This is a genomic window from Pseudomonas sp. BIGb0278 (assembly GCF_024809895.1).
Taxonomy (GTDB): domain Bacteria; phylum Pseudomonadota; class Gammaproteobacteria; order Pseudomonadales; family Pseudomonadaceae; genus Aquipseudomonas; species Aquipseudomonas shirazensis.
The window spans coordinates 439678-452026 of sequence record NZ_JANUEL010000001.1 but is presented as its reverse complement, the minus strand read 5'-3'; the positions used below and the strand labels follow the sequence as shown (position 1 = coordinate 452026).

Sequence of the window (12349 nt, the reverse complement as noted above, 5' to 3'; positions counted from 1 at the left end):
AGCCATTGTCGGGTCCTCCGTGGCCCCTGACGTCGATTCATCGAAGTTTCACTTGCCCGGGCTGATGGCCTGGGCCACGTCCTGTCCGTTGACCCGGCCCTTGAGCACACTCGCTCCGGTGGGGACTGCGGGCACTGGCCAACGCATGCTGGCGCCGGGCAGCACATAGCCAAGCAGGCCTTCAACCACCGGCTTGTCCTGGCCGGCCTGCTGCAGCACTACGTCGGTCAGGCGCGCGTGGACCGGGCCGCTGTTGCGCAGCTCGACGAAGGGCTTGCCCTGCACATTGACCGCGCGCCAGCTCAGCTGCGGCTTGCCGACTCCATCGGCGCTGCGCTTGCCTTCCGGGTCGGGTTTGCCCCACAGGCCTTCGCCATACACGAACAACGGCACCGAGTAGCGCATCTGCAGGCGGATCGCCGCCGTTGGTGCCTGAGTACTGGCATCGACCGGCAAGGGTGAGGGGATTTCGTCGATGATGATGCGGTAGGCCTGCTCCTGACCGGCCGGCGAGCTGCCGGTACGGGTCAGCCGGATCAGCTGCTTTTGCCCCGGCGCGATATTCGCCACCGGCGGGCTGCCGATAATCTCGCGCTGGGCCTGGAACTGCTCCTCAAAGCCGCCCTGGCGCCAGGCAAATACACGCACCTGCAGGTTGGCCGGCGTAGTGCCGCGGTTTTCCAGCCACAGCGCCCCCGCCTTCTGATCTGCCTCCAGCACCGGGTCAATTGGCCAGATCAGCACCGAGGTTGCCGCCGCCGCTGGCTGACTGGCCAGCAGCAAGCCAACGACTATTGCTTGCGCCCACTTCGCGCCTGCCCCCATGCCATTCTCCTTGGTTTGTTGTGTTGATCCCTGCGTTCACCAGGTCACCGTGACCTGCACGACATCGGTATAGGTACCTGCCGGCAATGTCCCCGGCAGCTGCGTGCGACCGTAAACCGGCAGCTTGATCGCCGTCGGGTCGCTGTAGCTGACCGACGTCACCTGGCCGATTGCAAGGCTCTGACTGAAGCCGGCGTCGCGATACAGCTGGTAGGCGAGCAGTTGCGTACCACCGCTGTGCTTCAGGTTGCGGGTCCCGCCGCTGTTGTTCTGGCCACCGTCCAAGGCCATGCTCAATGCCACCCCCGGCGTGCACTGAAAGCTCACCGTGCTGCCACCCAGCGCTGCGCTGACGCTGGCCTTGGACAGGGCTGATTGCGTGCCGAAGTCGAGGCTGCCGTAAGCGCTCACCCCGCCCACCACCAGGCAGCCGGCCACGACCTGCGCGCTGACCTGAAAGGTACTGGTGGTCGCTGCATCCAACGGCAACGCCAGCACCAGCCCCAGCCCCGCCGTGGTTGCGCGAACCCAGCGATTCATGGCTCAGAACGTCAGCTCGACGGCAACCGTGTCGGTGTAGGTGCCCGCCGGCAGGCCAGCCTTGCCCTTGGCCTGGCCGTACAGGTTGACGGTCTGGGCAACGCCGGTACTGGTCGGCACGGCGATGCTGCCGTCGATGGCCAGCGGCACGGTGTGTCCGGCATCGGTATAGAAGTCATACGGCACGAAGTTGCCATTGCCGTCGGCCAGCGCCCGCGTCCCTCCCGTCGACAAGCCATCATGAGCGCCGGCGCGCACGCGAATTGACGCCCCGGTGCCATTCGAGCAGAGGATGCTCATGGCGCCGCCACCCGGGCCCATGACCTGGGCATTGGCGGTACCGAACAAGGCGTCCTGAGTACCGAAGTTGAGGTTACCGAAGTTGACCCCGGAGGTACCGGCACTGCCGTTGACCTGGCAGGCGGCGATCAGGGTCAGGGTCGAGTTGATGGTCCCGGTCACGGTGGCTGCCTGAGCCTGGGACGCCAGCGCCAGGGCGAGCCCGGCGAGTACTGAGCAGGTGAGGTGTGTGCGCATCGGATTCTCCTTGGGTGTTACCAGTCCAGGGTCACGCTGAGGGTGTCGCGGTAAAGCCCGGCGGGCAGCGCGCGCGGCTGCGCGATGACCACGCCGTAGATCGGAATCGGGATCTGCTGGCTGCTGTTGACGGTGAAGGTGCGCGCCTGGCCTACCGGGTAACGGCTGTTGCCGCTGGGATCGACCGCCAGTTGGTAAGGGATCATCTCGCGACCGTTGCTCAGCCGGCGCACACCATCGCCACCGTTCTGGCCAGCATTGATGCGCACGCTGAAGGCGCGCACCGACGGCGTGCAACTGATCTGCAGGCCACCATCGCCTGCGATTTCGTCGACCTTGCCCTGCAACGGCTCCTGCCAGCTCGGCCCGCGCGAACCAAAGTCCATGACCCCTGGCGTACCCAGCGTCGCCGGTGGCTGGTCGCTGCTGATCTGGCACGCGGCACGGATCACCAGGCGCGCTTCGATGACCCCGGTGGTGCTGCCATGCACGGCGCCTGGCAGCAGCAGCGGGCCCAGGCTCAGGAGCAGAATGCTGGTGCGACTCATGACGTAGCCTCCTTGCTCATGGCGATGCCCCTACCAGGTGACCGTGACTTTCAACAAGTCGGCGTACAGGCCAGGCCGTGGCACCCAGGCCAGGCTGTCGATGCGCGCATACAGCGGCAATTCGACCGAGCCACTGTCTGGCACCCGCGCCGATTGTGCGCTGCCAACACTCAGCGGCTGGCGCCAGCCTGCGTCGCTGTAAAGCCGATAGGGAATGGGCCTGGCTTGCGCATCCGCGCTGGCCAGGAAGCGCAGCTCGCCTACGCCGCCATGCAGGCCGCCGTCGACGCGGATTTGATAAGGCGTGTCCGGGTTGCATTCGAGCCGTGGTGGCCGAGGGCTGAGCAGCACGCCAGTCAGCGGCGCAGCGGCGCCGTCAAGGCGTGCTGCGCTGCCCAGGTCGATCTGGCCCAATGCTTGCGCCGCCGCATCGCGGGGTTGGTTGACCAGCATGCAACCACGCTCGACCTGCACCCGCACCTCGACCAGAAAGTCCGCCGCCAGGCTGTTCACGCTCAACAACAGCCCCGACCACATGGCCACTCCGCGTACTTCCACCGCACTATCCCTGTTTCAGGCCCTGTTTCCAGGCTATGACCTTGAGGGTAGCAGCGCAGTCTGATCCCGCCGGGTTTGCCCTACCCTTCATTGGCATTAACAACAATGGCTTAGGTGGCTATTTGCCGCGTTAAAGACCCCCGTTCCGCACCTTTCACAGCACTGCACGCTATTTTTGTACTCAAACGGCGAACCCCTGAACTAATCAGACCTCAAATGGCCATATGCCGGCAAAGCAGCCGACAATCTGATACTTTTGCAGCAGCAACAGCCTATGCCATGCGCTTTCCGCCGGGCGAGGACAGAATCACCAGGAGTACCGCTTTGACAACTGCCCCCACCGCATTCGACCAGGCTGTCGAGCGCTGCGCCCAGGAGCCTATTCAGGTCCCCGGCAGCATCCAGCCGCAGGGTTTCATGCTGGTACTCGACGAGCAGGACCTGTGCGTGCTGCAAGCCAGCGAGAACGCTGAGCGCTGGCTTGGGTCTGCGGCGCCCGAGCTGCTTGGGCGCACCTTCGCCGATCTGATCAGCGACAGTTTCGACCTGCGTGCACAGATGAAGTATCTGCCGGTCGATGAGGTATTCCCGTTTCATATCGGCGACGTTGAACTACGCCAGCCCAGCCCAGACTGCAGCCACATGCGCGTGCTGGTGCATCGTCACGACCAGGTCCTGATCACCGAATTCGAACCGATCCGCACGGCCAGCGGCCCGTCCGGGCATGGCGATTACTACCCGCTGGTACGCGCCTTCGTCGGCAGCGTGCACAAGGTCAGCTGCATCGTCGAACTGTTGCAGCAGTCGGTCATGCAGATCAAACGCATTACCGGCTTTGGCAGGGTCAAAGCCTACCGCTTCGATGCCGAAGGCAACGGCGAGGTACTTGCCGAGGTCGCCGACCCCGGCTACCCGAGCTATCTGGGCCTGTGCTTCCCGGCCTCCGATATTCCACGCCAGGCCCGCGAGTTGTACCGAGTCAATCGGATTCGGGTCATCGAAGATGCCAACTACATTGCCTCGCCGCTGTATCCCCACAGCAACCCGCGCACCGGCAAGCCGCTGGACATGAGCTATGCGGCGTTGCGCGCGGTATCGCCGGTGCACCTACAGTACATGCGCAACATGGGCACCCTGGCATCGACCTCTTTGTCGATCGTCGTAGACGGCAAGTTGTGGGGGCTGATCTCCTGCCATCACGACCAGCCGCATGCCGTCGACCTGCCCACTCGCACGGCCTGCGAGCTGCTGGCCAGCGTGCTGTCGCTGCAGATCGAATCCCGTGAAGCGCACACCGGCACCCAGACCATGCTCGACATGCGCCAGCGCATCGTGCGCATGCTGGCCTCGATGGCCGACCACGACAGCGTCAGTGCTGGTTTGAAGGCCTTGCCTCAGGTCCTGCTGGACTTTGCCGGTGCCACTGGCGCGGCGATCATCAGTGCCGAGCGCTGCGACCTGATCGGCGTGACGCCGCCCGCTGCGCAGGTCAATGCGCTGGTCCACTGGCTGTCACAGCAAGACGCCGAATCGGTGTTCAGCACCGACAACGTGCGCCGCGACATCCAGGACTTACCAGAGCTGGCCAAGCACGTTGGCGGTGTGCTGGCGGTGGCGATTTCGCAGATCCACTCGCACTATCTGGTGTGGTTCCGCCCCGAGCAGGTACGCACGGTCAACTGGGCCGGGCGCCCGGAAAAAGCCATCAGCGCCGCGGGCGACCTCAACCCGCGACACAGCTTCGAGCGCTGGCAGGAAGACGTTGGCGGTTACAGCGAATCTTGGGACCCGCTGATCATCGAAGGCGTGGCCGAACTTCGCATAGCCGTACTGGGGATCGTGCTGCGCAAAGCCGAAGAGCTGGCGCAACTGGCCGGTGAGCTGCGCCAGTCGAACAAGGAACTCGAAGCGTTTTCCTACAGCGTGTCGCACGATCTGCGCGCACCGCTGCGGCACATCGCCGGCTACACCGAACTGCTCACCGAAGTCGAAAGCGAGAACCTCAGCGAACGCGGCCAGCGCTTCCTCAAGCACATCGAAGAAGCCGCGCACTTTGCTGGCACACTTGTCGACAACCTGCTCAATTTCTCTCAGATGGGCCGCTCTGCCCTGCGCATGTCGGATGTCGACCTGAACGCCCTGGTCGACACCATTCGCAACGAGCTGACACCGGATTTTGCCGGCCGTACAATCATCTGGGACGTGGAAAAACTGCCCAAGGTGATCGCCGACCCGGCGTTCATCAACATGGCACTGCATAACCTGATCGCCAACGCGATCAAGTACACCCGAGGCCGCGATCCTGCGCGTATAGAGATCCGCGCCAAGCAACACCCGCACGAGACTGAAATCTATATACGCGACAACGGCGTCGGCTTCGATATGGCCTATGCCAATAAGCTGTTCGGCGTGTTCCAGCGCTTGCACCGCATGGAAGACTTCGAAGGCACCGGCATCGGCCTGGCCAGCGTGCGCCGGATCATCGAACGTCACGACGGCCGTGTCTGGGCTGACGGCGAGATCAACCAGGGAGCGTCGTTCCATTTCGCCCTCCCGCGTCATTCATCGAACACCTGAGGTAACGTACACATCATGCTAAAACCGATCTTGTTGGTCGAAGACAACCCCAGGGATCTGGAGTTGACGCTTGTCGCGCTGGAGCGCAGCCAGCTGGCCAACGAAGTCATCGTACTGCGCGATGGCGCCGACGCCCTCGACTACCTGTTGCGCCGCAACGGTTACGCCGACCGCGACGATGGCAACCCGGCCGTACTTCTGCTCGACCTGAAACTGCCCAAGGTGGATGGCCTGGAGGTGCTCAAGGCGGTGCGCGAAACCCCAGAGCTGCGCAGCATCCCGACGGTGATGCTGACCTCCTCGCGGGAAGAACCCGATCTGCTGCGCGCCTATGAGCTCGGGGTCAATGCCTACGTGGTGAAGCCGGTCGAGTTCAAGGAATTTGTTACGGCCATCTCCGATCTGGGGATCTTCTGGGCCGTCCTCAATGAACCGCCGCCTGGCTCGTTGCGGCTGACTCGGCGTGGTAACAATTGAGTCCAACTAGCATGTTGTCAGGCCCGCTCAAGCTACTGATGGTCGAAGACAGTTCGATGGATGCCGAGCTGACCTTATTGCGCCTGGAGCGCAGCGGGCTGCACATCGAGTCGCAACTGGTGTTCGACCATATTGGCGTCGAGCATGCGCTGCACCACGGCCGTTTTGACCTGATCCTGTGCGATTGCGTGTTGCCTGGCTCGTCCGGCACCGAGGTGCTGGCGATTGCTCAGCGGCTGGCGCCAGATGTGCCGTTCATCTTCCTCTCTGGCATTTATGGTGAAGAGCACGCGGTGGAGATGATCCGCCTTGGCGCCACCGACTATGTCCTGAAGAAGAACCTGCCGCTGCTGCCCAAGGCCGTACGCCGGGCGCTGACCGAAGTGCAGGAACGGCATCGCCGCCGCCGCGCCGAGGAAGCGCTGGCCGAGCTTGAGGCGCGCGCCCGGTTTGCCATCGATGCTGCGGGCATGGGTACCTGGGACTATCGCCCGCAGGAAGATCTGCTGCTCTGGGATGACCGCTGCAAGACCTTGTTTGGCCTGCCTGTCGACACTCAGATGTCGTTGGATGTGTTCTACGCAGGCATCTATCCCGAAGACGTCGCGCTGGTTCGTGACGCTGTCGAGCAGGTCATGCAGCCCCAGGCAGGCGGTCACTACCGGGTCGAGTTTCGTATCAATCAGCGTGACGGCCTCGAGCCGCGCTGGTTGCTCTCGAGCGGCCAGACCCAATTCGTCGACGGCCGCTGCGTGCGCTTTTCCGGCGTATTGCAGGACATTCATGAACAACGTCAGGCGACCACAGCGCTCAAGCAGCTCAACGAGATGCTCGGCGAGCGGGTCGAGCGGCGTACCCGGGAGCGCGATCGCTCATGGGAATTGTCCCAGGACTTGCTGGCGGTACTGAACAGAGACCTGACCCCGGTCGCGCTCAACCCAGCCTGGGAAGTCAGCCTGGGCATCTCGCGTGAACGCCTGAGCCAGACCACCCTGCTGCAGCTGCTACCCGAGCCGGATCAGGAAGCCTTTCTCGCTGAGCTGGCCGCCCTCGGCCAGGGCCGCACCAGTGCCCGCTTTGTAGGGCGGATTCAACATGCCAGCGGCCAACAGCGCTGGTTGTCCTGGGTGATCGTGCCCGAGGACACCCTGCTCTATGTGGTCGCCCGCGATATCACCAGTGAGCGCGAATCGTCGATGGGCCTGGCCGAGGCCAACATGCGCCTGCGCGAGCAGATCGATGAGCGCGAGCGTATCGAAGCTGCGCTGCAGCAGATGCAGCGACTGGAGGCAGTCGGCCAGCTGACTGCCGGGGTCGCGCACGACTTCAACAACTTGCTGACGGTGATTCTGACCGGCGCGAGTTTCCTTGAGCGTGACCTGCAGAAAGAGAATTACGACAAGGCCCGCAGCCGCCTCAAGCACATCCGCGAGGCTGGCGAGCGCGGTGCCAAGTTGACCTCACAGTTGCTGGCCTTCTCCCGGCGCCAGCGGCTCGAGCCTGTGCCGCTGAACCTCAACCAGACCCTCACCGGCCTGGAAGAGCTGCTGCGACGCACCTTGGGCGGCAATGTCTCGGTACGCCTGGATCTGGATGCCAGCCTTTGGCAGGCACTGACTGACCCGACCCAGACCGAGATGATCATTCTCAACCTGGCGATCAACGCCCGCGACGCCATGGCCGATGGCGGCCAGCTGATCCTGTCGACGCGCAATACCTTGATCACAGAACGCGCCCAGCGACCGGAAGACCCGGAGCCTGGCGAGTACGTGATGCTGTCGATTCGCGATACCGGTTGCGGCATGAGTGAAGAGGTAGTCGGCAAGGTATTCGAGCCATTCTTCACCACCAAGGACATCGGTAAAGGCTCGGGCCTTGGCCTGGCCCAGGTGTTCGGCTTCGCCAAACAATCGGGCGGCGGCGTGTCTATCGATACTGCGCCGGACCAGGGTACCTTGGTGTCGGTCTACCTGCCTGCGGTCAAGCAGCCTGTAGCCTTCGAAGCACCCGCGGCGCCTGCGGCGCCAGCCCTCTCGGCAGAGGGCCGTGATCGCACCGTGCTGTTGGTGGACGATGATCACCTGGTCCGCGACATGATCGGCGAGCTACTGCGCTCGCACGGTTATCAGGTACGCCAGGCGCACGGTGGCGAGCAGGCCCTGTGCTTGCTCGATGAACACGTCGATGTGCTGCTGACAGACTTTGCCATGCCCGAATTCAACGGCGCGCAGCTCGCGTTGGCGGCGCGTGAGCGCTTCCCGCAATTGCCGGTGGTGATTCTCACGGGCTATGCCGAGCTGCAAGGCTTCGAGCTGGGCGACAGTGTGGTCATTCAGAAACCGGTACAGGATCAACTGCTGGCGAAAACCCTGGACGATTTGCTGGGCGCGGTCTGAGCACCGCGCTCGGCCGTTGCTCAGCAACTGCAATACGGATGGGTAGCGTTGGTGGATTGCGCGGGAATAGAGAGAGGGTAAAGCGAGGAAGATAATGGCAGGGGCGGCTGGATTCGAACCAACGCATGGCAGGATCAAAACCTGCTGCCTTACCGCTTGGCGACGCCCCTGTATCGGATGCGACAAGTGCGATGCACTGTCGTTCTGACAATCCCCCTGGCTGACAACATGGGTTGTTGTCGGGGAATGCGCGGCACTTTAACAACAATCCTTGACCATGAAAACCCCTCTGTTAAAAAAAATCTCAAAAAAACAGCAAGTTAGTCAGGCACCAGCCGCCGCCTGACCGCCTGTCGGCAAAGCTCGCCCAGCTAAAAAACCAAATCCCTGCAGCCCTGCCCAATAGTCAAGTAACCCAGCGTTTACAAGGAGGGCGCCATGCCAGTTTCCCATGACCTGTACCAAGACCTGCACTACCCCCGCGAAATCGTTCAGCAGCGTCGCCAGCAGGATCAGACCCTTGATCGCCTGCTCGACGAGTACGTCGATATCGACAACCAGGTGCTGGCTGCCGAGGCCATCTCGGCGGGCTATACCAGCGATGATGACCTGCACCGCCTCAAGGAACGTCGTTTGTCGATCAAGTACATGATCGATCGTCAGCTGAAGCGCGAGGACTGAGGCTGTTCATTTGGCAGTGGCGCATGACCACTGCCAGTGGGCACTGACCGGTAGTCGCCCACAATCGCCTGGCTACCCGCCGGGATGATTGCCTGCCAGCGGTGCTTGCGGTGAAAATGGTCACTCACTGGAGGGCGCCAATCGCCCTGCCCCGCCGTTGAGGACCACCCGCTTGTCTGCCTGGATTTCCACGCCGCTTCGCCACTTGCGCCGCCGCTCGCGTACCGATGCGCAAGGCGACTGCCAGCTGTTGAGCTACTTCGAGGACAAGGCCAGGCAGCGCGGGTATAGCTTGAGCGAAGGTCAACGGCGGGTTATCGAGCGCATGGCGCAACAGTTGGCCGCGCTGACTGACGGCCAGGCGCGCAGCTTGTATCTGTATGGGTCGGTTGGCCGCGGCAAGAGCTGGCTACTCGATGGCTTTTACCAGGCGCTGGAGGTGGAGGCCAAGCTGCGCCTGCACTTTCACGATTTCTTCGCTCGTCTGCATCAGGGCATGCACCGCCATCGCGGCGCCGACAATGCCATGGCGGCAACCCTGGATGAACTGATTGGCGACTGCCAGGTGCTGTGCTTCGACGAGTTCCATGTGCACGACATCGGCGATGCGATGCTGCTCACCCGGCTGTTCAGCGCGCTGTTCGAGCGCAATGTATTTGTCGTCCTGACTTCCAACTATGCCCCTGAAGGCCTGCTGCCCAACCCGCTTTACCATGAGCGGTTCTTGCCAGTGATCCGCCTGATCAACAGCCGCATGCTGGTGATGGAAGTGGGCGGCGACATCGACTTTCGCCGCCTGCCGGCCAACCGCGCGCACCAGCGTTTTACCCAGGGCCACTACGTTTGGCCCGGCACAGCTGAGCAACGCCTGGCCCTGGCGCTGCCTGAAACCCAGCCGCTGACCCTGGACATCAATCACCGCCCGCTGCGCGCCCTGGCCAGCCAGGATCGACAGGTGCACTTCAGCTTTGTCGATCTGTGCGAGCAGGCCACGGCAGTGGTGGATTATCTGGAGCTGGCCAGCCGTTACGATCGCTGGATCATCGACGACCTGGAAGACCTGGCCGAATGTTCGCTCGCATCGCAGCAACGCTTCGTCAACCTGGTCGATGTGCTGTACGACCAAGATTGCGAGCTGGTGCTGATTGGCCGCTATCCGCTCGAGCAGAGCCTGGGTGGCGCCATTGCCGACCTGATGCGCAGCCGCAGCCGTCTCGGCCAGCTGCATCAGGTCGGCACGACTGTGCTTTAACCTGCTCGGGGCAGATCGGCCAGCACCGCTTCGATTTCGCCAAGCACAGCCGGGTCATCCAGCGTTGACGGTGGTACATAGGCCTGACCGTCAGCGATCTTGCGCAGCACCGCGCGCAGAATCTTGCCGGAGCGTGTCTTGGGCAAGCGCTTGACCAACCGCACCCGGTTGAAGCATGCCAGCGCACCGATCTGCTCGCGCACACTGGCAACCAGTTCAGCCTGCAATTTTTGCTCGGCTAGCTCTTCGCCGTCCTTGAGTACCACCAACGCCAACGGCACCTGGCCCTTGATGTCGTCGTGCACACCGATCACCGCGCACTCGGCAACCGCCGCATGGCGGGCGACCAGATCTTCCATTTCGCCGGTAGACAACCGATGCCCGGAGACGTTGATGACGTCGTCGGTGCGACCCATGATGTAGACGAAGCCGTCATCGTCCAGGTAGCCGCCATCACCGGTGTGGTAATAGCCGGGATAGGTGTGCAGATACGCCTGCAGATAGCGCTGATGATCACCCCACAGCGTCTGGCTGCAGCCCGGCGGCAACGGCAGGGCGATGACGATCGCGCCCTGCTGATTCGGCCCGAGCAAATGGCCGTCGTCGTCCAGCACCTGCACGTGGTAGCCCGGTACTGCGCGGTTGCTCGACCCGGGGCGTGCGGCGCTGCCTTCAAGGCCGACACAGGGTGCGGTCACCGGCCAGCCGGTTTCGGTCTGCCACCAGTGGTCATGCACCGGCTTGCCGGTGACCTGCTCCAGCCATTGATGGGTGCTTGAATCAAGCTTTTCCCCGGCCAGGAACAATTGGCGCAGGGAGCTCAGGTCATACCCGGCGAGCAGTTCGCCCTGGGGGTCTTCCTTGCGGATCGCGCGCATCGCCGTCGGCGCGCAGAACAAGGCATTCACCTGATACTGCTCGACCACCCGCCAGTACGCGGCGGCGTCCGGGGTGCGGATCGGCTTGCCTTCATAGAACACCGTGGTGCAACCGGTCATCAGCGGCCCGTAGACGATCAGCGAGTGACCGACCACCCAGCCCACATCGGAAATCCCCCACCAGACATCGCCCGCCTGCATGCCATAGATATGGCGCATGGTGTAGCTCAAGGCGACCGCGTTGCCGCCGTTTTCGCGGACGATGCCCTTGGGTTTGCCGGTGGTGCCGGAGGTGTACATGATATATAGCGGGTCGGTTGCACTGAGCTCGACCGGCGCCACAGGCTGCGCGTTGACCAGTGCCTGTTGCCAGTCCAGGTCACGCCCAGGCTGCAGCGCGGCCTTGGCCTGTGGCCGCTGCAGCACCAGCACGTGGCGGGGCTGATGGCTGGCCAGTTGCAGCGCGCGATCGATCAGCGGCTTGTATTCGATGACCCGATCAAACTCCAGCCCGCAGGAGGCCGTGAGCACCAGGGTCGGCTTGGCATCATCGATACGCAGGGCCAGCTCGTTGGCGGCAAAACCGCCGAACACTACCGAGTGCACTGCGCCAATCCGCGCGCAGGCGAGCATGGCCATGGCCGCCTGCGGCACCATCGGCATGTAGATGACGACACCGTCGCCCTTGCGCACGCCCAACTCGCGCAGCAGCCCGGCCAGACACGCAACTTCATCGCGCAGCTCAAGGTAGCTGAAACGCTGCTGGGTGGCGGTTACCGGCGAGTCGTAGATCAACGCGGTCTGCTCGCCACGGCCTTGTTCGATCTGGTGATCCAGGGCCAGGTAGCAGCTGTTCAGGCGCCCGTCGGCAAACCAGCAATGGCTGCCGTCGGTGTTGTTGATCAGGGTCTGGCGCGGCTTGTGGTACCAGGCCAGCTGGTCGGCCTGCTCGGCCCAGAAGGCCACAGGGTCGGAAATGGAACGGGCGTAGCTGTGCTGGTAGGTCATGTCAGTCGCAACCCGATACTTGTTGTTATTGAAGGGCGAGCCTGCAGTATGGACCTGCCTGACGCCCCTGCC

At 63.2% G+C, this 12349-nt stretch carries 11 protein-coding genes and 1 tRNA gene; 5 read left to right on the top strand and 7 right to left on the bottom strand.

All coding sequences use genetic code 11. The annotated features are described in order from the left end of the window. Nucleotides 1–48: 48 nt before the first annotated feature. The 5 genes from M2396_RS02065 to M2396_RS02045 are packed head-to-tail and all read right to left on the bottom strand — an operon-like array spanning nt 49 to nt 2987. Nucleotides 49–825, bottom strand: a complete 777-nt coding sequence (locus M2396_RS02065) for a molecular chaperone (protein WP_259072533.1) — start codon at nt 823–825, stop codon at nt 49–51. Nucleotides 826–861: 36 nt separating this feature from the next. Next, entirely contained in the window at nt 862–1365 is a 504-nt protein-coding gene (locus M2396_RS02060; protein ID WP_259072532.1) for a spore coat U domain-containing protein, read from the bottom strand. 3 nt (nt 1366–1368) lie between these two features. Further along, the gene (locus M2396_RS02055) at nt 1369–1902 is read right to left on the bottom strand and encodes a spore coat U domain-containing protein (RefSeq protein WP_259072531.1); all 534 of its coding nucleotides are present in this window, start codon (nt 1900–1902) and stop codon (nt 1369–1371) included. A gap of 17 nt (nt 1903–1919) precedes the next feature. Further along, nucleotides 1920–2450 (bottom strand): spore coat U domain-containing protein, encoded by a 531-nt coding sequence (locus M2396_RS02050; protein ID WP_101320964.1) that lies wholly within the window; start codon nt 2448–2450, stop codon nt 1920–1922. Between the two features lie 30 nt (nt 2451–2480). Continuing rightward, a complete protein-coding gene (locus M2396_RS02045) occupies nt 2481–2987 on the bottom strand; it encodes a spore coat U domain-containing protein (RefSeq protein WP_188036386.1) in 507 nt (168 codons plus the stop codon). Nucleotides 2988–3332: 345 nt separating this feature from the next. Between M2396_RS02045 and M2396_RS02040 the strand changes: the two genes are divergently transcribed. Genes M2396_RS02040 through M2396_RS02030 form a run of 3 tightly spaced genes read left to right on the top strand, consistent with a single transcriptional unit; the run spans nt 3333 to nt 8458 of the window. Further along, nucleotides 3333–5585, top strand: coding sequence for an ATP-binding protein (locus M2396_RS02040; protein ID WP_409035071.1), 2253 nt, complete (start codon nt 3333–3335; stop codon nt 5583–5585). A 15-nt stretch (nt 5586–5600) separates the two neighbouring features. Continuing rightward, nucleotides 5601–6062, top strand: coding sequence for a response regulator (locus M2396_RS02035; RefSeq protein WP_101320970.1), 462 nt, complete (start codon nt 5601–5603; stop codon nt 6060–6062). 11 nt (nt 6063–6073) lie between these two features. Continuing rightward, nucleotides 6074–8458: a hybrid sensor histidine kinase/response regulator gene (locus M2396_RS02030; RefSeq protein WP_259072529.1), complete on the top strand. Its 2385-nt coding sequence runs from the start codon at nt 6074–6076 to the stop codon at nt 8456–8458. A 95-nt stretch (nt 8459–8553) separates the two neighbouring features. On the opposite strand, the gene M2396_RS02025 is transcribed toward M2396_RS02030, so the two are convergent. After that, nucleotides 8554–8628: transfer RNA gene (locus tag M2396_RS02025), tRNA-Gln, on the bottom strand. A 268-nt stretch (nt 8629–8896) separates the two neighbouring features. Here M2396_RS02025 and M2396_RS02020 point away from each other — a divergent pair. Both M2396_RS02020 and zapE read left to right on the top strand, forming a co-directional pair. Then, a complete protein-coding gene (locus M2396_RS02020) occupies nt 8897–9139 on the top strand; it encodes a DUF465 domain-containing protein (RefSeq protein WP_101320974.1) in 243 nt (80 codons plus the stop codon). 172 nt (nt 9140–9311) lie between these two features. Continuing rightward, nucleotides 9312–10391 carry a cell division protein ZapE gene (gene zapE, locus M2396_RS02015; RefSeq protein ID WP_259072527.1) on the top strand — a complete coding sequence of 360 codons (1080 nt, stop codon included), beginning with the start codon at nt 9312–9314 and terminating at the stop codon, nt 10389–10391. Here zapE and M2396_RS02010 read toward each other — a convergent pair. After that, entirely contained in the window at nt 10388–12277 is a 1890-nt protein-coding gene (locus tag M2396_RS02010) for a propionyl-CoA synthetase (protein WP_259072526.1), read from the bottom strand. The two genes, zapE and M2396_RS02010, sit on opposite strands and share 4 nt — an antisense overlap. Nucleotides 12278–12349: the final 72 nt, after the last annotated feature.